General features: G+C 45.3%; 22 protein-coding genes and 4 tRNA genes. 13 read left to right on the top strand and 13 right to left on the bottom strand.

What is annotated here, in order from left to right; translation table 11 throughout:
* Window positions 1–126: 126 nt before the first annotated feature.
* Window positions 127–1,596, top strand: coding sequence for an outer membrane family protein (locus HFELIS_RS04285; protein WP_013469308.1), 1,470 nt, complete (start codon window positions 127–129; stop codon window positions 1,594–1,596).
* Between the two features lie 123 nt (window positions 1,597–1,719).
* Here HFELIS_RS04285 and HFELIS_RS04280 read toward each other — a convergent pair whose 3' ends face one another.
* From HFELIS_RS04280 to HFELIS_RS04220, 13 genes are all read right to left on the bottom strand, one after another.
* Window positions 1,720–3,210: a Na+/H+ antiporter NhaC family protein gene (locus HFELIS_RS04280; protein ID WP_013469307.1), complete on the bottom strand. Its 1,491-nt coding sequence runs from the start codon at window positions 3,208–3,210 to the stop codon at window positions 1,720–1,722.
* A gap of 31 nt (window positions 3,211–3,241) precedes the next feature.
* Window positions 3,242–3,329: transfer RNA gene (locus tag HFELIS_RS04275), tRNA-Ser, on the bottom strand.
* 34 nt (window positions 3,330–3,363) lie between these two features.
* Window positions 3,364–3,438 (bottom strand) — tRNA-Cys (locus HFELIS_RS04270).
* Window position 3,439: 1 nt separating this feature from the next.
* Window positions 3,440–3,526 (bottom strand) — tRNA-Leu (locus HFELIS_RS04265).
* A gap of 42 nt (window positions 3,527–3,568) precedes the next feature.
* On the bottom strand, window positions 3,569–3,880 hold the full coding sequence (locus tag HFELIS_RS04260; RefSeq protein ID WP_013469306.1) for a TRL-like family protein: 312 nt from the start codon (window positions 3,878–3,880) through the stop codon (window positions 3,569–3,571).
* Between the two features lie 25 nt (window positions 3,881–3,905).
* Window positions 3,906–3,980: transfer RNA gene (locus tag HFELIS_RS04255), tRNA-Gly, on the bottom strand.
* Window positions 3,981–3,993: 13 nt separating this feature from the next.
* Window positions 3,994–5,547 carry a dipeptide ABC transporter ATP-binding protein gene (locus HFELIS_RS04250; RefSeq protein ID WP_041302787.1) on the bottom strand — a complete coding sequence of 518 codons (1,554 nt, stop codon included), beginning with the start codon at window positions 5,545–5,547 and terminating at the stop codon, window positions 3,994–3,996.
* Between the two features lie 6 nt (window positions 5,548–5,553).
* Window positions 5,554–6,570 carry an ABC transporter permease gene (locus tag HFELIS_RS04245; protein WP_013469304.1) on the bottom strand — a complete coding sequence of 339 codons (1,017 nt, stop codon included), beginning with the start codon at window positions 6,568–6,570 and terminating at the stop codon, window positions 5,554–5,556.
* Between the two features lie 236 nt (window positions 6,571–6,806).
* Window positions 6,807–7,388, bottom strand: a complete 582-nt coding sequence (locus HFELIS_RS04240; RefSeq protein WP_013469303.1) for an outer membrane protein — start codon at window positions 7,386–7,388, stop codon at window positions 6,807–6,809.
* Window positions 7,389–7,424: 36 nt separating this feature from the next.
* Window positions 7,425–7,901 (bottom strand): hypothetical protein, encoded by a 477-nt coding sequence (locus HFELIS_RS04235; RefSeq protein ID WP_148229936.1) that lies wholly within the window; start codon window positions 7,899–7,901, stop codon window positions 7,425–7,427.
* Between the two features lie 7 nt (window positions 7,902–7,908).
* A complete protein-coding gene (locus tag HFELIS_RS04230) occupies window positions 7,909–9,399 on the bottom strand; it encodes a hypothetical protein (RefSeq protein ID WP_148229935.1) in 1,491 nt (496 codons plus the stop codon).
* A 336-nt stretch (window positions 9,400–9,735) separates the two neighbouring features.
* Window positions 9,736–9,987, bottom strand: a complete 252-nt coding sequence (locus HFELIS_RS04225) for a hypothetical protein (protein WP_013469300.1) — start codon at window positions 9,985–9,987, stop codon at window positions 9,736–9,738.
* 228 nt (window positions 9,988–10,215) lie between these two features.
* Window positions 10,216–10,398, bottom strand: a complete 183-nt coding sequence (locus tag HFELIS_RS04220; protein WP_041302783.1) for a hypothetical protein — start codon at window positions 10,396–10,398, stop codon at window positions 10,216–10,218.
* Between the two features lie 203 nt (window positions 10,399–10,601).
* Here HFELIS_RS04220 and HFELIS_RS04215 point away from each other — a divergent pair, with 203 nt between their 5' ends.
* Genes HFELIS_RS04215 through HFELIS_RS04160 form a run of 12 tightly spaced genes read left to right on the top strand, consistent with a single transcriptional unit; the run spans window position 10,602 to window position 21,994 of the window.
* Window positions 10,602–10,994 (top strand): NAD(P)H-quinone oxidoreductase subunit 3, encoded by a 393-nt coding sequence (locus HFELIS_RS04215; protein ID WP_013469298.1) that lies wholly within the window; start codon window positions 10,602–10,604, stop codon window positions 10,992–10,994.
* Window positions 10,976–11,485, top strand: coding sequence for a NuoB/complex I 20 kDa subunit family protein (locus HFELIS_RS04210; RefSeq protein ID WP_013469297.1), 510 nt, complete (start codon window positions 10,976–10,978; stop codon window positions 11,483–11,485). The genes HFELIS_RS04215 and HFELIS_RS04210 overlap by 19 nt, the downstream gene beginning before the upstream one ends.
* Before the next feature lie 9 nt (window positions 11,486–11,494).
* A complete protein-coding gene (locus HFELIS_RS04205) occupies window positions 11,495–12,292 on the top strand; it encodes an NADH-quinone oxidoreductase subunit C (protein ID WP_013469296.1) in 798 nt (265 codons plus the stop codon).
* Window positions 12,292–13,521 (top strand): NADH dehydrogenase (quinone) subunit D, encoded by a 1,230-nt coding sequence (gene nuoD, locus HFELIS_RS04200; RefSeq protein ID WP_013469295.1) that lies wholly within the window; start codon window positions 12,292–12,294, stop codon window positions 13,519–13,521. Before HFELIS_RS04205 ends, nuoD begins: the two co-directional genes overlap by 1 nt.
* Window positions 13,518–13,772, top strand: coding sequence for an NADH-ubiquinone oxidoreductase subunit E family protein (locus HFELIS_RS04195; RefSeq protein ID WP_013469294.1), 255 nt, complete (start codon window positions 13,518–13,520; stop codon window positions 13,770–13,772). The genes nuoD and HFELIS_RS04195 overlap by 4 nt, the downstream gene beginning before the upstream one ends.
* A complete protein-coding gene (locus HFELIS_RS04190; protein ID WP_013469293.1) occupies window positions 13,760–16,195 on the top strand; it encodes an NADH-quinone oxidoreductase subunit G in 2,436 nt (811 codons plus the stop codon). The genes HFELIS_RS04195 and HFELIS_RS04190 overlap by 13 nt, the downstream gene beginning before the upstream one ends.
* Window positions 16,192–17,184, top strand: coding sequence for an NADH-quinone oxidoreductase subunit NuoH (gene nuoH, locus HFELIS_RS04185; protein ID WP_013469292.1), 993 nt, complete (start codon window positions 16,192–16,194; stop codon window positions 17,182–17,184). The genes HFELIS_RS04190 and nuoH overlap by 4 nt, the downstream gene beginning before the upstream one ends.
* Window positions 17,185–17,194: 10 nt before the next feature.
* The gene (gene nuoI / locus HFELIS_RS04180; RefSeq protein ID WP_013469291.1) at window positions 17,195–17,818 is read left to right on the top strand and encodes an NADH-quinone oxidoreductase subunit NuoI; all 624 of its coding nucleotides are present in this window, start codon (window positions 17,195–17,197) and stop codon (window positions 17,816–17,818) included.
* Entirely contained in the window at window positions 17,811–18,335 is a 525-nt protein-coding gene (locus HFELIS_RS04175) for an NADH-quinone oxidoreductase subunit J (protein WP_013469290.1), read from the top strand. The genes nuoI and HFELIS_RS04175 overlap by 8 nt, the downstream gene beginning before the upstream one ends.
* The gene (gene nuoK, locus HFELIS_RS04170) at window positions 18,335–18,637 is read left to right on the top strand and encodes an NADH-quinone oxidoreductase subunit NuoK (protein WP_013469289.1); all 303 of its coding nucleotides are present in this window, start codon (window positions 18,335–18,337) and stop codon (window positions 18,635–18,637) included. Before HFELIS_RS04175 ends, nuoK begins: the two co-directional genes overlap by 1 nt.
* Before the next feature lie 2 nt (window positions 18,638–18,639).
* A complete protein-coding gene (gene nuoL, locus HFELIS_RS04165; RefSeq protein ID WP_013469288.1) occupies window positions 18,640–20,496 on the top strand; it encodes an NADH-quinone oxidoreductase subunit L in 1,857 nt (618 codons plus the stop codon).
* Between the two features lies 1 nt (window position 20,497).
* A complete protein-coding gene (locus HFELIS_RS04160; RefSeq protein WP_013469287.1) occupies window positions 20,498–21,994 on the top strand; it encodes a complex I subunit 4 family protein in 1,497 nt (498 codons plus the stop codon).
* The last annotated feature ends 4 nt before the right edge of the window (window positions 21,995–21,998 follow it).

Raw genomic sequence — 21,998 nt, 5'->3', positions numbered from 1 at the left:
ACAACTAAGACCCCGATAGCTGTTGGGGTTTATTATATGTGTTCTTTGTATGCCATTTGTGGTTTGTTTAAAAAGATGTAAGTCTTGTTTTGATTAAAATAACAAATACACTTTTAAAGGATTCCCATGCACACACCACGCGCTACAGGTAATCAGCTCTTTTGCAAAATATTTTTAGGCACTGCTTTTGTCTTATGCGTCCCTTGCTTGGCTTTTGATTATAAATTGAGCGGGTTTGCTAACCAAGCTGCCACCATTGGCTTTAACCAGCATGCCATAGATAGATACAAGGGGATTTATCCCATGCAACAATATGCTACAATTGCAGGTTCTCTATCTCTCAAACTTAATTTTTTGCCTAAAAGTCTGGCCCAAAAGGGGCATGATTTTAGGGGAGGTGTTGGGGGTATGGTGGGTGGGGTGCTTTATGATGGAACGAAGCGCTTCTTAGGTGGCTCCATAGTGTATCAAAATTTTGGTTTCTATAATGGCTTTTATGGCGGGATTAAAGATGTCTTACAAAGCGACTCTGATGAAGTGATGATTGCCAAACGCGCTAGGCTCAATAACGCTAGCCGTTTTTATGTGGTCAGTGATGCGTATTTGGAATACAATTATAAAGATCATTTTGGAATCAAAGGTGGGCTGTATCGTTCTAAGGCGGCTTATAAAAGCGGGCAAACCGCAGGATTTGAAGCTTACGCCCAATTCAAGCACTTCCAATTATGGTGGTTTAGTTCTTGGGCGCGCGCTTTTGCTACAGGCCCTCGTTTGAGAGATTGGTATGCCTCTAGGGTCGTTTTTAGCGGAGGTTATCATAAAAATGCGCAGGGAGGTTACACTCCAAGCGGGCATAAAGTGTCCTATGGCACACACGCCATCCAACTGACTTACAAAAAACACCATTTTTTAGCCGAAGGTTTTTTCTACTTTTCGCCCAAAATGTTTAACGCGCCGGGCTTTAAAATTGGCTGGGATAGTGATCCCAATTTCAGTGGCAAGGGTTTCCGCTCTAACACCGAGTTGAGCGCGTTTTTCCCCTTCTATTATCCATGGATGCTAATTAACAGCAAGGGAGGAGCCATTTATCGCTATGACAACCCGGCCACAGCCAATGGGCAAAGCTTGACCATCAAACAACGCTTTGATATTAACCAATTTTATATTTTAGGCATTTTCTATAAGAACTTCCGCAATGCCAACGCTTATATAGGCAATACGGGCAACCCATCCGGTGTGGAGCTTTATAGCAATAGCCTTTGGGCAGGTTATGTGGGCACTGCGCTCAAAGCCAATGCGGTAACAGGGTCTTTTATTTATGGAGGCTTGCATTTTAATAAAAAATTTATGTGGCGTATGATGTGGCAATGGAGTAGCGCGCCGGTTTCTTATGAAGGGCGTGTTGTGCTCTCTTTAGGCTACCAATTTACTGCCAATCTAAAAGCCCTCATTGATTTGGCTTATTATGGAATCCACACCAATAATGGCTATCAAGCCGGCTTAAACGCTTATTGTAACCCTAGCGCCCATATGTACTGCAAAGGTGGCTATCAGGATCGTAGCGCACTTTATACCCAGCTCATCGCCTCTTTTTAACCCTTTTGTGCTTCTCATTCTCCCAATCTCAGGAGTAAAAACATGGCTTTTTCTGCTTATAGCCTCCAAAGGTAGCATAGGCGGGGTTTGTAAATATTTATGCACCCCTCCTTAAAAGAGGCTTTAACGCGTAGAATAACAGCGCTTGAGAAGATAAAAAAACCCCACCAACAACCCTAAACCTGCTACAAACCCTATCATCCTAGAGGCGGTGAAGCTAGTTATTAAAAAGGCTAGCAATGCGCACCCTGCCGTGAGGGTCGCATAAGGTAATTGGGTGATAAAATGGCTTTGCACCGAGCAACCCGCCCCTGTAGCAGAGAGAATAGTCGTGTCTGAAATAGGCGAGGCGTGATCCCCATAAACCGCCCCCGATAAGATCGCCGAAACCACTAAAACTAAATCCCCTCCCATTGTCGCGCTCATGCTAGCCCCAATGGGCAACATGATCGCAAAAGCCCCCCAGCTAGTGCCTGTGCTAAAGGCGATGAAGCTTGAAATCACAAACAACACCACACTCAGCCACACACTCACGCCCTGAAAATGCCCTACAAGACTGGCTAAATACACCCCGGTTTGCAGGTCATCGCGAATCAGCGGACCAATCGCCCATGCCAAAATGAGCACTAAGATCGCCCCCTGCATGCTCTTAAACCCTTGAATGCTAAGAGGGATTAGCGTGCGTGCTTGCAGATATTTTCTGGCTAAAAACAAAGTGATGCCAAGAGAGATAAGCCCCCCAGCAAAGAGAGAAAAACTGGTTTGTGTGTTTTTGAGGATGTCTAGCAGATTGGAACTTTGAGCGTTAGCATGACCGGTATAAAAAATCAGCGCGCAGGTGCTCAAAATGAGAGTTGCGACACTGCTAAGTAAGAGCGATACGGGGGCTTTAGCACCATCTTGTTGCACAGGAGGGTTTAAATCCTGCACTGCGACATTTCTATAGCGCGCCATAGCGGGCAGATTGATTTGCCATAGAATAGTCAAAAAGACCGCAATGAGAGCAAACCACGCGTAATAATTGCTAGTGATACTGCTTAACAAGAGTGCAAAACTATTTTCAATCCCCTCATTTTGCATCACCCCCACAATATAAGCTCCCCAGCTCGAAATAGGCATGAGCATGCACACGGGCGCAGAGGTGGAGTCGATGATATAAGCCAAGCGTTCGCGGCTGCTTTGGTGCGCGTCATTGAGCGATCGACTCACCTGTCCGACAATGAGGGCGTTAAAATAGTCATCAATAAAGATAACCAAGCCTGCAAAGAGGGCGACAAATTCAGATTGGCGCGCGCTTTTGATGTAGTTTTTCGCTTTGAGGACGAAGGCTGTAGTCGCCCCAGAAGCGGCGACAATTTGAGTCAAAATTCCTAAGATAATCAAGAAAGCAAAAATATAGATACTATTGGTGTTGAGGTTGAATGCGGGGGTGTTGCTGTAAAAAACCGCGCTCAACCTTGTATAAATGAGGGTTGAGGCGTTCCAAAGGCTATCACTCACCAACCACGCGCCCAAGACAATCCCACTAAAAAGCGAGAGCGCGACGCGTTTAGTGAGCACCACCATAGCGATCACTACAACGGGCACCAACAAACTTAAAACAGAATGCCCCATGATAACCTTGATAAAAAATGAGAAGATACGCTGGCCGGGAGAGAGGGATTCGAACCCCCGGAGGTGTTACCCTCAACGGTTTTCAAGACCGCCGCTTTCAACCACTCAGCCATCTCCCGTCATCAATCAATCAAAAAATAGAATGGCAAATTTTGGAGGCGACACCCGGATTCGAACCGGGGAATCAAGGTTTTGCAGACCCATGCCTTACCACTTGGCTATGTCGCCATGGTGCCCAAAGCCGGACTTGAACCGGCACGGTATCGCTACCGAGGGATTTTAAGTCCCTTGTGTCTACCTATTCCACCACCTGGGCAAAATTGCACAGCCCCCTAAGTCTATGCGTTTAAAATGATAATCAGTCGCCTCTGACAATGGTGGTATACTTGCCATAAAAGCCTAGATAATTTTCTACTTTAGTATCTACAGTCTTGATGTCAGTAATACCACCAGCTTTAGCTGCTGCCTCTACGGAGCAATCTCCAAGCGCGACAATGCTCAAATAGCTTTGACAAACAGCACGCCCTTCTTTGGAGTATTTGGCATCTTTTCCAGACACAGGAAGTTTAACACCGGTGTAAAGAGTGCCCACGGGAATAGAAGTACCACACCCTGTTATCAACAAGCCAACACACGCACATGAACTTACAATTTTAACAAGGTTCGCCATTGTAACCCTCGCAACTTAAATAAACTGGAGCGGGAAACGGGGATCGAACCCGCGGCCCCGACCTTGGCAAGGTCGTGCTCTACCACTGAGCTATTCCCGCAAAAATCGCTATCTTAGCAGGACTTATCTAAAAAGTCAAGCCGTGTTTGTAAAAGCCTTTGGGTATAGGGGTGCTTGGGCGCGCTAAAGACTTCGCTAGTTTTGCCACTCTCTACAATCTGCCCCTTTTCCACCACCAACACAGAATCACAAATGCTCTCAATCACATCCAAATCATGGCTGATAAAAAGATAGCTCAAATCTAGTTTTTCTTGCAAATCTAGGAGCAAGCCTAGCACGATTTTTTGCATACTCTTATCCAGTGCTGAAGTGGGTTCATCCATCACCACCACTTGGGGGTGTAAAACAATCGCCCTAGCAATTGCCACGCGTTGGCGTTGCCCTCCACTGAGCTCAAAGGGATAATAAGACAAAAATTTCTCCTCCAAGCCGACCGCTTCCAAGCTCGCGCGCACCATTTCCAAACTCCCCTTAATGCCCGCACCATGAAAAGCCTCTAGTAAAATTTCTTGCACGCTCCAGCGTGGATTGAGCGAGGCATAGGGGTTTTGAAACACCATCTGTAAGGACTTGCGGTAGGGTTTAAAACTCTTGCGGTTGAGTTGATGCACGCTTTGCCCTAAAACAAATTGTTCCCCCACTGAGGCGATGAGCTTTAAAATCCCTAGAGCTAGCGAACTCTTACCACTGCCAGACTCCCCGATGATCCCCAAAGTTTGGCGTGCGTGCAAGCAGAGATCAACCCCCGCTATTGCTACACGCACAACATTAGCCCCCAAAAAGCGTTTTTGCACATAGCGCACCCCAAAATCTTTTAATCTCAAGGTTTCTGCGCCCTGTTCTAAGGGTTTTTTATGGGGCAAATGGCGCGCCTCTAGGAGTAGCCGCGTGGTGGGGTGTGTGGGGTTCTCAAACAGAGTCCCCATCGTATTGTGCTCGCATAATTGCCCATTTTGTAGGACATAGACATATTCGGCTAACCACTGCACCGCGCCCAAATCGTGGCTAATAAATAAGATTGCCATGTGGTTTTGCGCGCTCAGATGTTTTAAAAGGTCTAAAATCTGCAGCTGCACCTGCGCATCTAGGGCGGTGGTGGGTTCATCGCAGATCAAAAGCTTGGGGCGGTTGATAATGCTCATAGCAATGCTCACGCGCTGGTTTTGCCCCCCGCTGAGTTGGTAAGGGTAACGCTCTAAAAGGTCTAAACTCAAGCCCACTTGTTGCATCACTTCCTCTAAACGCGCTAACGCCTCTGCTTTGGGACATTTTTGATGCAGGCGCAAACTCTCCATGATTTGGTGCTTGATTTTATGCAGAGGGTTGAGCGCGCTTAGAGGTTCTTGGGCGATGTAGGCGATGTCCTTCCCCCGAATATTGCGCAGATGGCTAGGCTTGAGGGTGAGCAAATCGGTATTTTCAAAAAGCACCTTACCGCTCAAGGGGCGCACAAAGGGGACTAATTGCAAAATAAGGCGCGCTAGCGAGCTTTTTCCACTCCCACTCTCTCCCACTAAAGCCACTCTCTGCCCTGCCTCCACGCTCAAGCTAATATCTTGGAGCAAAAACCCCCCCCCACTTTGGCATGCACTCTCTCTAGGCGCAATAGAGCTTTATTTGAAGTTGGTGGCGTCAAAGGCATCTCTCACTCCTTCCCCGATAAAAACTAAAATAGATAACAAAAGCGCGATCGCAAAAAAGCCCACTAATGCCAAATGTGGGGCATAAAGGTTGTTTTTACCCTGTTCTAAGAGTTCCCCTAAGGACGCGCTTCCAATGGGCATCCCAAAGCCTAAAAAATCTAAACTTGCCAACGCCCCCACACTCCCAGCCATGATAAAGGGGATATAAGTCGTGGTGGCCACCATCGCATTGGGCAAGATGTGATAAAAGATCACGCGCGCATCGCTCACGCCCAAAGTGTAGGAGGCGCGCACATAGTCCATATTGCGCCCGCGCAAAAACTCCGTGCGCACCACTTGGGCTAACCCCATCCAAGAGAACGCCAACACTAGACCCAAGAGCCACCAAAAGCTAGGGGTGAACATGCTAGAGAGAATGATGAGCAAAAAGAGCATGGGAATCCCGCTCCAAATCTCAATAAAGCGTTGCCCTAAGAGGTCTAAGAGTCCGCCATAATACCCCTGCAACGCGCCCACAGCCACACCCACCACCACACTAAAGGCACTCAACAAGAGCGCAAAGAGGATAGAAACCCGATACCCATAGACCAAGCGCGCCAGCACATCGCGGGCTTGATCGTCCGTGCCTAGCCAATGTTCCCAGCTAGGAGGTGTGGGCGCGCTCTGTTTTAAATCCATAATAATGGTGTCATAAGAATAGGGGATAAGGGGGCGGATCACTAACGCATCTTTGAGTAGGTGGTTTTTAACATAGGGGTCGTTATAGTCCGCACTGGTGTAAAAATCCCCCCCAAAGGTGGTTTCAGGATAATCTTTAAAGATAGGAAAATACGCCTTGTGATCCTTGTAGATAAATAAGGGCTTATCATTCACCCACAACTCCGCCCCCAAACAGAGCACAAAGAGGGTAACAAAAATAATAAGCGCGTAAAACGCCCTATTATTTGCCTTAAAAGCCTGCCAACGCCTTGCATGCACATTCACCATAACAAACCCCTTTTAGTGATGCATTATTTTACTGCAAAAAGTCTACAGGGGGCTGGGAAAATAGTGCAAATAATTGCTTTTTAGAGGTTAATTTTTGGCATAACACATAAAATTTAGTGTATGTGGCAGGGGCAACAATCGTAAAAGAGGGAAGGCATGAAGGCAACCGCTACAAACCGCCTAGAAATTGTATACATAGTTGAAATACATCGCCACATTGCGTTTATAGGTAGTTTCTAGGCTAGAGCCATGCCATGTAGATTACCTTTAAAGTAGTAGTTTGTGGCTAGAGGGATGCGCAGACCTATTTCAAAGCCATTGTGTTTGTTTACATTGGTTCTAAACCCAATGTTGAGAGGGATTTGGAAATAAGTAGAATTCATTTTGGCTTTACCTCCTTGCTCATTGATGCGACTCATTTCTGTATGCAAAGTGTGGTAGCTTGGAACAACCCAACTGTTCCCTGCAAGCATAAAGCCTAGAAACATTCCTGTGATGTATCTGCCATCCTTACTTTCATAGAAGTTATAAAGGGCGTCCATACCCACGCCATAGACAAGGTCGTTTAGACTTGCAATATTTTTGTCATAAAATACCCCTCTTTGGTAACTAAAACTGCCGTAATAGCGCAAACCCCAGCGTTTTTTCTTGCCAAAAAATTGTTTATAACCGACTTGGACATCCACTCCATACATGTTTGCATGAGAATTCATGGTTTGGTTGGCTAGACCTATCCCCCCAGCTGTCGCTAAAAACTCTTGAGGACTGGTTTTTTGGTAGGCTTGCAGTTCTTGCTGAGTGGCTTTGAGGTAAATCAAGAGTTTATTAAGATTTTCGATGATTGACTGGGTTTCTTATTGTATGGAATTTGCAGGTAATTTTGCAGAAATTGCCAATGGGATAGTTCCACTAGCCAAGCCCTCTAATAAGGTGGCGCGCATTTGAGAAGCTTGAGCCACCAAAACATGGAGATTAGTTTGCATGGCTTTTAAATCTATCATGTTATCTTGCATGCTATGTTCAAAATTTGCAAGGTTCTTTTGGAAAGAGGGGTTAATTGCACTTGCTATCTGGATGGTTAAGCCACTATCCATACTGACATATTTTTGCATTCCGGATATAATACTTTGTATAGCCTGAGCGGGTGTATTTTGATCCAAAGTGCTGATGATGGCACTCACGGCGTTTTTAATTGTTTGTTCCACCTGACTAAAGTAGTTATCTATAGCTGATTGGATGTTGGTTTCTGTTTTATGAATCAAGGAATCAATGAGATTTTCAAGAGATGTAGTGTTGGAAGTTTTATTGCTTGTTTTCCCTTCTTTATCCATTTTGTTGCTAGTAGAAGCTATTTTTATCATGACCAACACCTGTTCCTGAGTTTGTTTTTGGGCTAGAGGTTGGGTGAGAGTTGTGGCTCTGTATTTGGTTTTGAAGATTGGCAATAGAAGCTTGTGCTGTTTTGACTGCCTGTTGCGCGTTAATTACATTTATACTAGCGTTATCTTGATCTATCTTAGCGTTTTGTAACGCAACTTGAGCCTGTCTTATTTGATTTTGCGCATTTAGATTGTTTGAGCTTGCTGTCCCCTGAGCTGCGCTGGCTTGGCGCACCTTTTCTTGTGCCACACTAAGTGCTTGTTGTGCAGTGGTTACGGCTTGTTGCGCTTTTTGCAGTGCGGCTTGGTCTTTTGTTAGGCGATTTTTAGCGTCTGCATAGTCTTGTTGTGTCTTTTGTATAGTCTCTTCCCCAGAAGATATGTCGTCTTGATCCATTCGTATTTGGATTTGTTCTGCATCTATTTTGTTCTGTATTGGGGATACCTTGTCTTGCATCTGCTGATTATAAGCTGCAGTTGCAGATTGCAGTGTTGCCTCTGCTGCTTTGTAGGCGGTATCTGCTTGGGCAAGTTTTGCTTCTGCCTCCTTTAATGCCGCCTCTAAGCTACTTGTAGTCTGCCAAGACATTGGATATTTTAGATTCATTTTTGCTTGCTCAACCTCAAATTGCGCATTGCTATAATTGATTTTTGCTGTATCATAGGCATTCGATGCTTTTTGATACTTATCCAACCATGGCTTGATTTCCTGTTGTGCAGCCACTAACTTGGGCTGATTCACCTTAAGCACTTGTTCATTTTTAACAAGATCCTCTTTTTCAGCTTGGATATCCTCGTTGAATTGTTGAATAGTATCAAGGTATCCTTTCATAGAACCCTGATCTCGTTCTACTTGTTGACTGACAGAGTATTGATTTGACTGGGCTTGCCCAAGTGTCTCTTGTTGTTTGTGAAATTGTTTTTGGGCATCCGCATAATTTGCGTCTGCATTCTGCAAAGCCGCATTAGCTTGGTTAACCTTTTCTTGTGCTATGTTAAGTGCTCGTTGAGCAGTGGCTATGGATTGTTTGGCATTGATTTGTGCCGATTGGGCTTTTTGTAGTGTTGCTTGGTCTTTTATGAGTTGATTTTGTGCGTCCGCGTGGTTTGCTTGCGCCCTCTGCAAAGCTACATTAGCTTGACTAGCCTTTTCTTGCGCTATGTTGAGTGCTTGTTGAGCAGTGGCTACATTGCCTCTAGCATTTGCTAGGACCTGCTCAGCATTCTTTAATTGTCCTTGTGCGGCACTTAGGAGATGTTGGAGTTGTTGCGATTCTGTAAGAACAAAAACTTGAGGATTTAACATTGACACTAAGGTTTGGCTGGTCAAGAAATTTGTGTCTACAATCTTTGTGTTTCTCATATCTTTACTCTCAATCCCCTGCAAAAAAGAATTTAAGAGAGTTACAACAAGTGCTAGACACAAAGGATAACTTGAATATCTGCGCAAAGAGTGCCTATTGATTTGTTTAAATGACTTTCTCGCAAAATTTCCTTTATTGGTTGTGTTTTTGTATGTGGCTACTTACCCCATCACAAAAAAGTTTGTTGGTAAGTTGGTAATTAGATATAAACATCGGGGGGTTAAGGGTAGGGCTATCTAAAAACTCTGAGCATAAAAAAGAGCGAGCATCGCTTATTGTGTTTGCACCACCGTTTTATCTATACTAGAGTGATGCTAGCTAAATTGCCCTCACTTAGATCAAATGATCTTAGAGTGCAGTTGAAATGAAACTTAGGAAAAGTCTGAGGCTTTACAAATGGGGGGAGGGGGGGGGGGTAAGACTCATTGGCGGTTTTGTTTTGGATTATTATTGTTTGATTGCTGTAGGAAGTTATTTACATTCACAGCGGTTACTGGAGCTGTAGAGCTGAAAGGATTCTTTTGCAACTGAGGACCTACTTGGCTCTTAGTAGCTTGGGTCATATTAGAATACTGAAACCCAATTTCTCCATAAACTCCTCTGTTTTCAGCGTTGAGAGGGACTAAAATAAACCCCAAAAGACCTAGCATTACAACTAGCGACACTTTTTGCATGAAATCTCCATTCTTCTATACTCTGATTAGATCCAAAACATCACAAAGTTCAATATTGCTACAGAAGGTCCATTGCAACAAATTTTATTGAAAAACTTTATTTAAGCCAACAGATATAGCACTCACACGAGCAAAAAACTGTAAACCAGCCAACTGAGCTGAGACACAGTTAGGCATGATGACGCAGACAAGATTTTTAGAAAAGTTAGTTTTGTTGGAGGGGGGTGATCATTTCTTTTTAAAGAGGTGATCGAATAAACTAAGAGGGACTTCGCGCATGCTTTGCCCACACTTGGGACAAGTGTTGCCCATTTGGGCTAAGTCCGCTCCACTCAAGCAATCACTCTTAAAGCGCACAATCTTAGAATATCCACAGGAGCAGATAAGTTTATAGGGTTTAGGAGCTAGCATGACCAACCTTTCTTGTAAGCAGATTTCATGATTTCCTTCATGCTTCAATACGGCCATTTGAACATTAGAATCGCCATTTTAGCATATTTTGCCTTGTCAAATCCGCATTAAAAACTAAACTTGGCATTCCTACACCCCGCCAAAAGTTAGAATTAATTAAATTATGCTTTAATACTTTGTTTATCTTTCATTAGGGAGCACATGTGGGCGTAGAGAGTGTAACAGGGCACCCTTACTTCGGGGTGTTTGTTTTATTAGTCTTTAGTTTTCTGGTCTTTAATTGGACCTTGCAAATCCAGCGTTTTCTTAGCCGAAGACTCGCGCGCAGGCAAAATGAGAAATTAAAGCTTGCCGCTTATGAGTGCGGACCGCTCGCTCTAAAACAACAAAACCGCTTGAGTCATCAATTTTACGCCATGGCGGTGCTCTTCATTCTCTTTGATGTAGAAATTGTCTTTATGTTTCCTTGGGCTTTGGATTTTAAAGAATTGGGATTTTTTGGCTTTTTTGAAATGGTGAGCTTTTTAGGCTTGTTGGTTGTGGGTTTTGTTTATGCCCTAAAGAGAGGAGCGTTAGAATGGCACAGCATGCAGTGAGTTATTTAAAAAATGGGGGGCTACCCATTGCTCTAACAACGCTAGATAAGTTGCTAAATTGGGGGCGCAGTAATTCGCTTTGGCCCCTCACTTATGGGTTGGCGTGCTGCGCGATTGAGATGATGGCCACAGGGGGTTCGCGCTTTGACTTTGATCGCTTTGGCACGATTTTTAGAGCATCGCCTAGACAATCTGATGTGATGATTATAGCGGGCACTCTCACTAAAAAGCACGCTGAGTTTACCCGCAGACTCTATGATCAAATGCCCGAGCCTAAATGGGTGATCTCTATGGGTTCGTGTGCCAACACGGGAGGGATGTTTAACACTTATGCTACCGTGCAAGGGGTCGATCGGGTGATTCCTGTAGATATTTATCTGCCCGGGTGCGCGCCTCGCCCTGAAACCCTGCAATACGCTTTAATGGTCTTGCAGGATAAAATCCGCCGTCAAAAGGCATTACCCGAAAACAACACCAAACGCTTGGTTTAAAGAGTTAAAATGGTTAGAAAACAACGCCCTAATGCTAATGTCCAAAAACAAGTCCATTATTCCGATCGCTTCTATGTGGTCCCACCCACACCCAAAACCCCCATCGTAGGTTCGCCCTATGAGGTGATTTTTAACCATATCAACTATTACCACAAGGTGCTAGAAAGTTTTATAGAAATAGACACAGCGGTTTTTGTTATAGAGGTTAGCGAGGTGGCACAGGTGGCTGAAAGGTTAAAGAATTTGGGCTATGAAACCTTGAGCGAGATGAGTGCAATCGACTTTTTAGAAAAGCGAGGGGAATTTGAGCTGTTTTATCAATTTTTATCCTACTTGCCCGGATATGCTAATAAACGCCGACTACGCCTAAAGGCGGTGCTGAAAAAAGAAGAAAATCCCCCCACACTCAGCCACTTATACCGCTCGGCTCTGTGGAGCGAGAGGGAGGCTTATGACATGTTTGGCATTGTGTTTGAAAATCACCCCCATCTAAAGCGTATTTTAATGCCCGATGACTGGGTAGGCCACCCACTATTAAAATCTTATCCGCTTAAGGGCGATGAACATGCCGCATGGTATGAAGTGGATAAAATTTTTGGCAAGGAATACAGAGAAATCATAGGACCAGAGCAAAGGGATAGTGCAAGAGTAGATGAGAGAGATACTTTTAACTTCTCTAAGATTGGTCATGAACAATCTAAAGGTTTGCCCTTAGAAGACAAACCACAAAAATACACCTTTGAAAAATCCCTTTTTGTCAAAGATTTACACAGCAAAGACCCCACAGAGTTAAAAGAGCGTCCCTAATGGCACAGATTTTTACCAAACTCAAACCGCAATTTGAAAATGTCCTTTTTGAAAGGGACGATAAGCAAATGGTGATCAATTTTGGTCCACAACATCCCTCTTCACACGGGCAACTGCGCTTGATCTTAGAATTAGAAGGCGAGAAAATCACCAAAGCCACACCAGAGATTGGCTACTTGCATCGGGGTTGTGAAAAGCTGGGCGAAAACATGACCTACAACGAATATATGCCCACTACCGATCGCCTAGATTACACCTCTTCGACCAGCAATAACTACGCTTTTGCCCATGCGGTAGAAACTTTATTAGGCGTGCAAATTCCCAGACGCGCGCAGGTGATCCGCACCTTGCTTTTAGAATTAAACCGCGTGATCTCCCATGTGTTTTTCTTGAGCGTGCATGCTCTGGATGTGGGGGCGATGTCGGTGTTTCTCTATTGTTTTAAAACCCGCGAGTATGGGCTAGACTTAATGGAGGATTATTGTGGTGCAAGGCTCACCCACAACGCCATTCGAATCGGGGGCGTGCCCCTAGATTTGCCTCCCAACTGGCTAGAGGGGCTAAAAGCCTTCATCAAAGAAGTTAGAGACATGCATAAACTTATCAGTGGCTTGCTTGATAGTAACCGCATTTGGAAAGCCCGCTTAGAGAATGTGGGCACGATCAGTCAAGAGCAAGCCAAATCATGGGGGGCAAGTGGGATCATGCTAAGGGGCACGGGGATTGCCTATGATGTGCGCAAAGAAGAGCCCTATGAGCTTTACCCTGAACTAGATTTTGATATTCCTGTAGGCAATCATGGGGACAGCTACGATCGCTACCAACTCTATATGCTAGAGATTGAAGAGTCTTTGCGTATTTTAGAGCAACTAATCCCCATGTATGCTCCCACAGAGCCACAAATCATGACACATGCCCCGCAGTATTTTAGCGCACCTAAAGAAGATATCATGACTCAAAACTACGCCTTGATGCAGCATTTCGTGCTGGTAACTCAAGGTATGCGCCCGCCCCGTGGAGAGGTTTATGCCCCTACAGAGTCTCCCAAAGGCGAGCTGGGCTTTTTTATTCATTCTGAGGGTGAACCCTATCCTTACCGCTTAAAAATCCGTGCGCCTAGTTTTTTTCACATAGGCTCTATGCAAGATATTTTAGTGGGGCAGTATTTAGCTGATGCGGTTACTATCATTGGCTCAAGCAATGCGGTTTTTGGGGAGGTGGATCGATGAAGCGCTTTGATTTACGGCATTTAAGAGATGAGCCAAATAGTGTGGTTTTAGAGCGCATGGGAGCGATTTTAGATAGCAGTGTAAGCCCGGGGGAAGTGGTGATCTTTATGTTTGAAGTGGTGGATTTTGACATTGTGGAGCAGAGCGCGGAGGCAATTCAAGCTAGGGGAGATGTGCTGATGAATTCTTTGCGTTTTAATCGGGTGGATTGGACTTTAGTGGTGAAAAAGGCTAACGCATGCCAAGCATAGAAATAGATGGGCAAAAGGTAGAGTTTAGCGAGGGGCAGACAATCTTAGAGGCGGCGCGCAGTGCGGGGGTGTATATCCCTGCTATTTGCTATCTGAGCGGGTGCTCACCCACAGTGGCTTGTAAGATGTGCATGGTGGAGGTGGAGGGCAAAAGGGTTTATGCTTGCAACACCAAACCTAAAGCCAACACCAAAGTCGCCACAATGACCCCTGCGCTCGTGGCTGAACGCCAAATGATCATGCAAACCTATGATGTTAATCACCCTTTGGAGTGTGGGGTGTGCGATAAAAGCGGAGAGTGTGAATTACAAGACATGACACACCGCACTTTAGTGGATCGCCAGCCTTTCAGTGTGCGCGATAACTTAAAGCCCTTTGCCTTTTGGGCGCAAGCCTCCTACGATCCAAACTTATGTATCATGTGCGAGCGTTGTGTAACCACTTGTAGCGACAACATTGGTGATAGCAATCTAAAGGCAAGTAAGGCAAGCTTGCACGCTCCTGATAAATTTAAAGAGAGCATGCCTAAAGACCCTTTTGGCGTGTGGAGTCGCAAACAAAAGGGCATGATCGCCTTTGTGGGCTCCACCCCTTGCTATGATTGCGGGGAGTGTATCGCTGTGTGCCCTGTGGGGGCGATTGTCTACAAAGATTTTAGTTATAAAGCCAATGCGTGGGAGCTCAAACACATCGACTCGACTTGTATGCATTGTGCAGCCGGGTGCTTGCTTGATTACCAAGTGCGCCACTTTGACACTTTGGGCGAGCAACAACGCATTTTTAGAGTGGGCAATGATTTCTACCATAACCCTATCTGTGGAGCGGGGCGTTTTGCCTTTGACTTGCACGCCTCTAGGGAGGGGAGCACCAACATAGAGCAAGCCGTACAAAAACTTAAAGAGGCGAAGGCGGTGTATATCGGGGGAGATTTAAGCAATGAAGAAGCTTACTTGGTGGAGCAAATACGCAAAAAATGTGGCTTTAGCCTGCATAACGACAAACTCCACGCCTTCCAAGAGTTTTTGCGTGTCTTTAACCCCAAATGGCACGATTTAAAAGATTTAAAAAGTTCTAGTTGTGTGTTAAGTCTGGGATCACGCCTTAAAAATGAAAACCCTCTACTCAAATACGCTTTGGCTAATGTGCTTAAAGTGAATAAGGGCACAAGCTTAATTTACGCCCACCCCCTAGAAGATAGCGCGTTGGAGAAAATTTGCCGGAGTGTGGTGCCTGTGTGCCACGCTGTAGGGGCAGAGGAGATCATTTTAGGAGCGTTTTTAATGGCCTTAGGGGTCAATAGCCCCAGTTTGGAGAGCTTAAAAAATAGCCAAGTGTTGCCAGAGCCTACCCTTAAGCCAGCTCCCAAAGCCCCCAAAGAAGCCCAAGAAACTACAGAGAAAACCCCCACAGATGAAGAGCATGCCTGTGGCCTAGAGGAAACTAAGCTTGAGTCCAAAGCCGAAGACAAACCCCCCGTATTTGCCATGCTTGAAAGCGTTAAGCTAGACAGCCCCACTTTTGAGAAAATCAAAGCCCTCATTGAAAAAGCCCCCAGTGTGGCTCTTCTAATCGGGCCAGAAATTTACACCCACTCCAAAGCCCACAACATAGCTCTAATGTTGCAAGAGGCAAGCACCCTAGAGAAACTTAAAATCTTTTTAATCCCTCCCACAAGCAACGCGCTAGGCATTGTGTCGCTTTGCAATTTGGAAAAGGACAGCCACGCTAGCCCGAGTGTGGGTGTGCGCACAAAAGGAGATTTTATCTTAGATAGTGATTGTGTGGATGAGAGTGGGCAGGCGCACAATGTGGTAGATTTTATTTTGCCTAGCTTTAACCAAGTAGAAGCGACTATGACAAATTTAGAGGGGCGAGCCTTACCCCTGCGCCCGGCTTTGGCTTATGAAGGGCTAGATTTAGCTGACATCGCCCAGCACTTCGGCCTATATGGGGAGAGTTTAGTAGAATACACCCACGAACTGCCCCAAGAAAAGGGCTTTTTGGGCGTAGCTTATGATGACTTAACAAACTTTTACGCCAATGACAAAAGCAATTATCGAGGGTATAAACTTAAAAGCACACCTAGCCAAGCTACAGAACCAAGCACACCTATAAGCCCGCTAGAGAGCGTGGGCGAGTTTAACGCCTATTTGCAATTTGCCGAAACGCAGTTCAACACCCACACACTCAAAAGCCAAAATCTACAGCTCAAAGAAGGGATTTACACCTCTAAGGAATATTTAGAGAGTTTGGGACTTGAAGAGGGCGCGCAAATCACCTTAAGCAAAGGGGCGCGCACCCTCACGGGTAAAGTTTATATAGACCACAGCCTAAAGCGAAATGTATTCATGGTAAGCCCAAGCCTAGATAAAGCGCAAGTCTTTTCTAGTCCTTTTGAAACCTTGCAATGGGAGCGCGCATGAGTGCTGAAATCATTGAAACCTTGATCAAAATCTTGGTAGTGGTCCTTGTCTTTGCCGGGCTTGGAGCCTTTGGGACTTATTTAGAGCGCAAGGTGTTAGCCTACTTCCAGCGCCGACTAGGCCCTACTTATGTTGGTCCTTTTGGGCTCTTGCAAGTGATCGCCGATGCGATCAAGCTTTTCACTAAAGAAGATGTGATCCCTCAAAATGCCAACCGCTTAATTTTCTCCATTGCTCCGGTAATCGCGATGGTGAGCGCGTTTGTGAGCATGGCGCCCATTCCCTTTTTTGGGGATTTTACTATTTTTGGGCACACTATCAGCCCCATCATCTCAGACATCAATGTCGGGTTGTTGTTCTTTCTAGCGGTGGGTTCAGCGAGTATTTATGCTCCCCTTTTAGCCGGGCTAGCCTCCAATAGTAAATACTCTTTGATTGGGGCAGCGCGGGCGACTATACAACTTCTAAGTTTTGAGGTGGTGAGCACCTTAACGATTTTAGCCCCGATCATGGTGGTAGGCTCTCTGTCCTTAGTGGAGATCAACCAATACCAAGAGGGTGGCATGTTGCACTGGCTCGTGTTTAAACAGCCTTTAGCCTTCTTTTTATTCTTGATCTCTAGTTATGCCGAGTTAAACCGCACCCCCTTTGACTTGCTTGAACATGAAGCCGAGATTGTCGCCGGCTTTTGCACGGAGTATAGCGGGCTTAGATGGGGCATGTTTTTCTTAGCTGAATACGCCCATTTGTTCGCCTTTTGTTTTGTGATCTCTCTTATTTTCTTTGGAGGTTACAATGCGTGGGGCTTTATCCCGGGCGGCATTGCGATCCTAATCAAAGTCTGTTTCTTTGTATTCTTATCCATGTGGGCACGGGCAACTTTCCCCCATGTGCGCCCTGACCAACTCATGCGCATGTGCTGGAAAATCATGTTGCCTTTAGCCCTAATCAATATCCTAGCCACTGGGCTAGTGCTTTTACTTTTTTAAGGAGGTGCTTATGGGGCAAAAATATAAATGGCTCGATCCCAAAAAGTCTAGTCCTAAGTTGCTAGAGACGCTCAAAACTAGCTTTGGATTAGAGTTATTTAAGGGCTTGGGGCTCACTATTAAAGAGTTTTTTAGCAAGGAAGTTACTATCCATTATCCTATGGAGGTTTTACCCTTAAGTCCTAGATACAGAGCTGTGCATCATCTCCAACGACTCTTAGAATCGGGCAATGAACGCTGTATTGGGTGCGGGTTGTGTGAAAAGATTTGCACGAGCAATTGTATTCGCATTATCACTCACAAGGGCGAGGATGAGAGAAAACATATAGACAGCTACACCATTAACTTAGGGCGTTGCATTTATTGCGGGCTGTGTGCGGAAGTGTGCCCAGAGCTTGCCATTGTGATGGGACAACGCTTTGAGAATAGCAGTGTGCAACGCTCACAATTTGGGGGTAAGGCAGAGTTTCTAACCGATATACAAAGTGCCAAAGATCATAGCCATGTCGAGTTTGCCGGCTTTGGCGCGCCCAGCAACAACGCTAGCAAACGCTTGTGTCAAACCCCCCTAGATTACGCTCTAAAGGATGAGGAGGTCAAAAAAGACAAAGAGGAGAAGGAAAACCATGTTTGAAACTCTTGCCTTTTATTTCTTTGCTGCCTTGACTTTAGGCATGGCTTTTGTGGTGGTAACCACTACAAATATTTTATACGCCATGACCTCTTTGGCTACAGCGATGGTTTTTGTATCGGCTTTCTTCTTTCTCTTGGACGCTGAATTTCTAGGCGTGGTGCAAATTTTGGTCTATGTAGGGGCGGTTGTGGTGATGTATGCCTTTGGTATGATGTTTTTGAACGCATCACAAGAGGTGCAAGAGAGGGCGCACGCCCCTAAAATTCCTGCTCTTTTAGTTATGGTGCTAGCTGTCGTGTTGGTTGCCTTGTTAGGCGCACCTTTTATTGCACAATATGCCTACACCTTGCAGGAGAGTTTGAGTCCTAGCGTAGACATCTCTAATACGAAATTGATCGGGTATGTGCTCTTTAGTAAATACTTGGTCGCCTTTGAGGTGGGAGCGTTCATGCTCTTAGTGGCTTTAGTTGGGGCCATAGCAAGCGCGCTCAAAAAAAGCCCCAAAAAGGAGAGTTGATGGTTACCCTAGCGCATTATTTGGTCTTTGCTTCTTTGCTCTTTTGTGTAGGTTTGTTTGGTATGTTGCGGCGCAAGAATATTTTAATGCTCTTTTTTTCTACGGAAATCATGCTCAATGCGATCAATGTCGCCTTTGTAGCAATCGCCCATTCTCTAAAAAACATCGATGGGCAGATTTTCGCGCTTTTTATGATCGCAGTAGCGGCTTCTGAAGTGGCTGTAGGACTAGGTCTTGTAATTTTGTGGTACAAAAAATACAAAACCTTAGACATCGACACTCTAGCTCGCATGAAAGGTTAAGCATGGAAGCTGGCATGTGCGCGTCTATTGCGCTAAAGGCGGTGTTATTTCTGCCTCTTTTGGGGGCTCTTTATGCAGGTTTATGGGGGACGAGCCCAAAGAGTTTGCATGTGGGGGTTATTAATTCGACTCTCTTAGGATTGGCGTTTTTGGGAGCTTTATATCTCTTAAATTTGAGCCTGCATGGACAACGAATCGAAGCCACGCTTTTTGAATGGATGACCTTGGGGGGCTTTAGTGTGGGCTTTTCTTTTGGGGTCGATCCCATTAGCGCAGTGATGATTGTAGTGGTAACTTTGGTCTCTTTTCTAGTGCATGTCTATTCGATCGGGTATATGTGCCATGACAAGGGCTATAACCGCTATTTTAGCTACCTCTCTGGTTTTGTTTTTTCTATGCTCATCTTGGTGTTGAGTGATAATTTCTTGGGGCTGTTTGTGGGCTGGGAGGGCGTGGGGCTGTGTTCTTATTTACTCATTGGCTTTTGGTATGAAAGAGAGAGTGCGAATAACGCCTCGATGGAAGCCTTTGTGATGAATCGTATTGCTGACTTGGGGATGCTCATGGGGATTTTGCTCGTGTATTGGACTTTTGGCTCCCTGCAATACTCCGTAGTCTTTGCCAATATTTCTAGTGCAGACCCCCATATTTTATTTTGGATGGGTCTCTTGCTCTTTGTGGGGGCAGTGGGCAAGAGCGCACAATTCCCCTTGCACACTTGGCTAGCCAATGCGATGGAGGGGCCCACACCTGTATCTGCTCTCATCCACGCTGCGACAATGGTTACCGCTGGGGTGTATTTGGTGATTAGAGCACACCCACTCTATAGCGCATTGCCTGAGTTAGGTTATGGTATTGCATGTTTGGGAGCATTTGTAGCATTGTTTGGGGCAAGTATGGCGTTAGTGAATAAGGACTTAAAACGCATTGTGGCGTATTCCACTCTCTCGCAACTAGGATACATGTTTGTGGGGGCAGGGCTTGGGGCGTATTGGATTGCGCTTTTCCATCTTTTTACCCACGCCTTTTTTAAAGCCCTGCTATTCTTGGGCGCGGGCAATGTCATGCACGCCATGCACGATAAACTAGACATTAGTAAAATGGGCGGATTGTATAAACCTATGAAAACCACGGCGATTTTAATGGGGCTAGCCTCGCTCGCCCTCTGCGGGCTTTACCCCTTTGCCGGTTTTTTCTCTAAGGATAAAATTTTAGAAGTTGCCTTTGCTACGGGGCATCACGGGCTCTTTTTAGCCTTGCTTATTGGCGCGCTTTTTACGGCCTTTTATAGCTTTAGACTTTTGATGTTGGTTTTCTTTGCCCCTAAAGCGCATGATATTGAACACCCTCACGAAGCCCCAAGTTTCATGCTTTGGGCCATGTTGCCCTTAGCCATTTTAGCCGTGATTGCCGGGTTTTTTGAGCACAGCTTTTTTCATTTTGTCTCAAAGGCAATTTCTGTGCCCTCCTTTGCCGATTACCCTGTGCCCCAAATGCTCTTGTTAGCTCTTACCACTATCGGGGTCTTGTTTTCTATTGCCTATGCCGTGCAAAGGTATAAAAAGGGCTTTAGTCCAAAAGAGGGAGGGTTTTTCTACCGCTTGCTCTTAAACCAATACTATATCCCAGCTTTGTACGGGGCGATCAGCCGGGCATTTTTGTGTCTAGCCTCTTGGATATGGCGTAAAATTGAGGTGCGTTTGCTCGATACCTTTGTAGATACCATCGCTAAAATCCCCACTCTTTTAGGGCAAATGCTAACTCCCATGCAAAGTGGGAATTTAAGCAGTGCGCTCAGATGGATGGCCTTTGGGGTGGCAATGGCGTTGTTGATGGCGATTTTGAGTTTTTGGAGATAGCATGGATTATTTACAATTACTGCCTTCTCACTTGTTGAGCGTGTTGATTCTTTTGCCTATGGTGGGAGCACTACCTCTTTTTGGCATGCGTGATGATCATGCCAAAACCTATGGTGTCATGGTAGCAGGTGTGGAACTCATATTAGTGTTTTGGCTTTGGGTGCTTTTTGATCCTGCTCAAGCAGGCATGCAGTTTGAAGAAGTGGGCGCATTGGGGTTTTTAAGCCAATATGGTATTGCCTACCATGTGGGCATAGATGGGATTTCACTCTTTTTATTGGTGCTGAGTGCCTTTGTGATTTTCCTATGCGCGCTCTATGTGCATGAAAACCAACAATCCATGCTGATCGCTCTCTTGCTGGTTGAGGGAATGTTGATGGGCGTTTTTAGTGCTCTCAATTTGATCTCCTTTTATCTCTTTTGGGAAGTTTCTTTATTGCCCGTCTTGTATATGATTGGGCGTTTTGGGGTGAGTCTTAGGGTTTATTCAGGTCTTAAGTTTTTCCTTTATACCTTTGTGGCTTCGTTATTTATGTTGCTAGGCATTCTTTATTGTGGTTATGCCTATGCGAGCGTTGCCGGGGGATGGAGTTTTGATCTTTATGATTTAGGGCAGGTGGTCTTGCCCGATCATGTGCGCTTTTGGGTCGCTCTAGCGTTTTTCTTGGGGATTGCAGTCAAGATTCCCATTTTCCCCCTGCATTCTTGGCTACCCCATGCCTATGGTAACGCTCCTATTTTAGGCTCTGTGGTGTTAGCTGCTCTGCTTTCTAAGATGGGTACTTACGCGTTGTTGCGTTTCTTTATTCCTCTCTTTCCTGAATGCGTACAAACTTTCTTTTTACCCCTTTGTGTGCTCGCGCTCTGTATGGTGATCTATGCAGGTATCTTAGCCTGCGCGCAAAAAGAGATGAAACGCCTCATTGCTTATAGTTCCATGTCGCACATGGGCGTGGCTCTCTTGGGAATATATGCACTCAATGTCGAAGGTGTAGGGGGCGCGCTTTTTACCCTTATCTCCCATGGTCTTGTGAGCAGCGCACTCTTTTTGCTAGTAGGAATTTTTTATCAACGCTATGGGTCAAGTAAAATTGCCCTCTTTAGAGGCATGGCGCACTCTATGCCCGTTTATGCGACCTTTTTTATGATCGCTACCCTAGCCAATGTGGGTTTGCCCCTTACAAGTGCTTTTGTAGGCGAATTTTTAAGCCTCTTGGGCTTTTTTCAAAAATCCCCCATTTTGGCCATTGTGGCAGGAAGCACTATTGTTTTATCAGCCATCTATATGCTAGCCTTGTATAAAAAGGTCTTTTTTGGTGCGCCTAGAAAATCCCTAGTTTTAAGCGATCTCTCTTGGGGTCAAAGGGGTATTTTGGGTATTCTAATGGCAGCTATTTTATTCTTTGGCATTTACCCCAAACCTTTACTGAGTGCGTTTGAAGCGAGCACCAAACTTTTGGTGCAAAACGCTCAAACCCGCCTACAAGTCTCGCCATAAGGAT

The organism is Helicobacter felis ATCC 49179 (genome assembly GCF_000200595.1).
GTDB lineage: Bacteria > Campylobacterota > Campylobacteria > Campylobacterales > Helicobacteraceae > Helicobacter > Helicobacter felis.
The sequence above is the reverse complement of the archived record's forward strand: the minus strand, read 5'-3'. Positions and strand labels throughout refer to the sequence as shown.

Coding starts and splice junctions, on each gene's coding strand:
- nuoK (WP_013469289.1), top strand. CDS start 18,335: ATGGTTACCCTAGCGCATTATTTGGTCTTTGCTTCTTTGCTCTTTTGT.
- HFELIS_RS04175 (WP_013469290.1), top strand. CDS start 17,811: ATGTTTGAAACTCTTGCCTTTTATTTCTTTGCTGCCTTGACTTTAGGC.
- HFELIS_RS04220 (WP_041302783.1), bottom strand. CDS start 10,398: ATGCTAGCTCCTAAACCCTATAAACTTATCTGCTCCTGTGGATATTCT.
- nuoH (WP_013469292.1), top strand. CDS start 16,192: ATGAGTGCTGAAATCATTGAAACCTTGATCAAAATCTTGGTAGTGGTC.
- nuoD (WP_013469295.1), top strand. CDS start 12,292: ATGGCACAGATTTTTACCAAACTCAAACCGCAATTTGAAAATGTCCTT.
- HFELIS_RS04160 (WP_013469287.1), top strand. CDS start 20,498: ATGGATTATTTACAATTACTGCCTTCTCACTTGTTGAGCGTGTTGATT.
- HFELIS_RS04210 (WP_013469297.1), top strand. CDS start 10,976: ATGGCACAGCATGCAGTGAGTTATTTAAAAAATGGGGGGCTACCCATT.
- nuoI (WP_013469291.1), top strand. CDS start 17,195: ATGGGGCAAAAATATAAATGGCTCGATCCCAAAAAGTCTAGTCCTAAG.
- HFELIS_RS04225 (WP_013469300.1), bottom strand. CDS start 9,987: ATGCAAAAAGTGTCGCTAGTTGTAATGCTAGGTCTTTTGGGGTTTATT.
- HFELIS_RS04190 (WP_013469293.1), top strand. CDS start 13,760: ATGCCAAGCATAGAAATAGATGGGCAAAAGGTAGAGTTTAGCGAGGGG.
- HFELIS_RS04260 (WP_013469306.1), bottom strand. CDS start 3,880: ATGGCGAACCTTGTTAAAATTGTAAGTTCATGTGCGTGTGTTGGCTTG.
- HFELIS_RS04280 (WP_013469307.1), bottom strand. CDS start 3,210: ATGGGGCATTCTGTTTTAAGTTTGTTGGTGCCCGTTGTAGTGATCGCT.
- nuoL (WP_013469288.1), top strand. CDS start 18,640: ATGGAAGCTGGCATGTGCGCGTCTATTGCGCTAAAGGCGGTGTTATTT.
- HFELIS_RS04195 (WP_013469294.1), top strand. CDS start 13,518: ATGAAGCGCTTTGATTTACGGCATTTAAGAGATGAGCCAAATAGTGTG.
- HFELIS_RS04285 (WP_013469308.1), top strand. CDS start 127: ATGCACACACCACGCGCTACAGGTAATCAGCTCTTTTGCAAAATATTT.
- HFELIS_RS04235 (WP_148229936.1), bottom strand. CDS start 7,901: ATGGATAAAGAAGGGAAAACAAGCAATAAAACTTCCAACACTACATCT.
- HFELIS_RS04205 (WP_013469296.1), top strand. CDS start 11,495: ATGGTTAGAAAACAACGCCCTAATGCTAATGTCCAAAAACAAGTCCAT.
- HFELIS_RS04245 (WP_013469304.1), bottom strand. CDS start 6,570: ATGGTGAATGTGCATGCAAGGCGTTGGCAGGCTTTTAAGGCAAATAAT.